Origin of the sequence: Mesorhizobium sp. LCM 4576, assembly GCF_001854815.1 — a bacterium.
Classification (GTDB): domain Bacteria; phylum Pseudomonadota; class Alphaproteobacteria; order Rhizobiales; family Rhizobiaceae; genus Mesorhizobium; species Mesorhizobium plurifarium.
The window spans coordinates 1-1,185 of record NZ_MDDT01000072.1 but is presented as its reverse complement, the minus strand read 5'-3'; the positions used below and the strand labels follow the sequence as shown (position 1 = coordinate 1,185).

Here is a 1,185-nt window from a genome sequence, read left to right as displayed (position 1 = left end):
CCCCCCGACTATCGCTGGCGTTAGCCGGTCCCGGCTGCAGCACTACACCTCTCTCTTCGGAAAGCGATTCCCGAACCCGTTGCCTGGCGGACGATCGGGGTGCAAGCCTCCACTTCCTGGAAGACGAGTTGCCGCTGCTCTGGTCGGTGCCCTTCCCGGGTCATGCGGATGAATGCCAAGCCTGGCGGCGGAGACCGCCGTTTGATCCTCATTTTCAGTTCTTTGCCGCGAGCTTGGCTGGGCGGATCCAGCGCCGTGCCTGTGTTAGGGTAGGCTTTTCCTCAAGGACAGGCATGGCAGGCATCTCGCGGAAATACCCCATGCTGCGGCGCTCGCGGGCAGGACTTCGCGTCGCATCCGGCAACCGCGCGTTGTTTTCTGAGCTGGAGCCATATCGACCGGATTGATCAGCGTGCCGTTCGCGGCTCTCGGATGTGTGCGGCGATGTTGGGCTACGGCACGGCTGGCCTCGTTTCGCGCGAGCCTCTTTATCACGCGCTATCGCGCGTGTTCGTGGCCGAGGCGATCCGGGGGCGCAGGCTGGATGGCGCTGACGATGCAGTAAAAGCCTAGTCAGGACAGCAAAACACTTGCGTTCGACCGATTAGAAATGGCCGCTCCAACCGGATTTCGAGGAACGGCGCCGATGGGTGTCAGCTCTGCGGTCAACAACGAGCGTGATTTTCTATCAGCCACCGCCGGCGTCTGAGTTCCAGTCAAATGAAGCAAGGCCTCACAGCACCCAGCGGAACGCTCGCCTCAGCTCAGCAGTGCCGTCTTTGTCATACCATCGCCCGTGCGAGATGATGACACGCTCCGGATGCCAGGCCAGCATCTCTTGGACTGCCATGCGCAGCGCTCTGCGGCGTCGGAAGAAGCTCAATCGCATGTCGATCGGTGCCTTGCCGTCGGGGTCGGCGGCGCCTGCGAGTCTTACGAACAGTCTCAAGAACCAGCTGTGTATCCGCTTCGGCTCGAAGTTCTCGATCAGGTCGGTGAGGATCAGGGTTCGCGTGGCGCGGTGGAACAACACAGCTTCCGTCAGCACATCGCCTCGAACGACCAAAAGGTCGACTTCGCCAGGCCATGGCGAGTGCCGCCCCACCAGAAGCCGGTCCACGGCAATCGGACGCTTGGCCCGCTTCTGCAAACCGCGCACGGCCATAACTTCGGCATTGGGAATGG

General features: G+C 61.9%; 1 pseudogene. It reads right to left on the bottom strand.

The features are described from left to right. Positions 1–733: 733 nt before the first annotated feature. A pseudogene (locus tag LCM4576_RS36680) lies at positions 734–1,185 on the bottom strand (DUF4336 domain-containing protein); the annotation flags it as partial.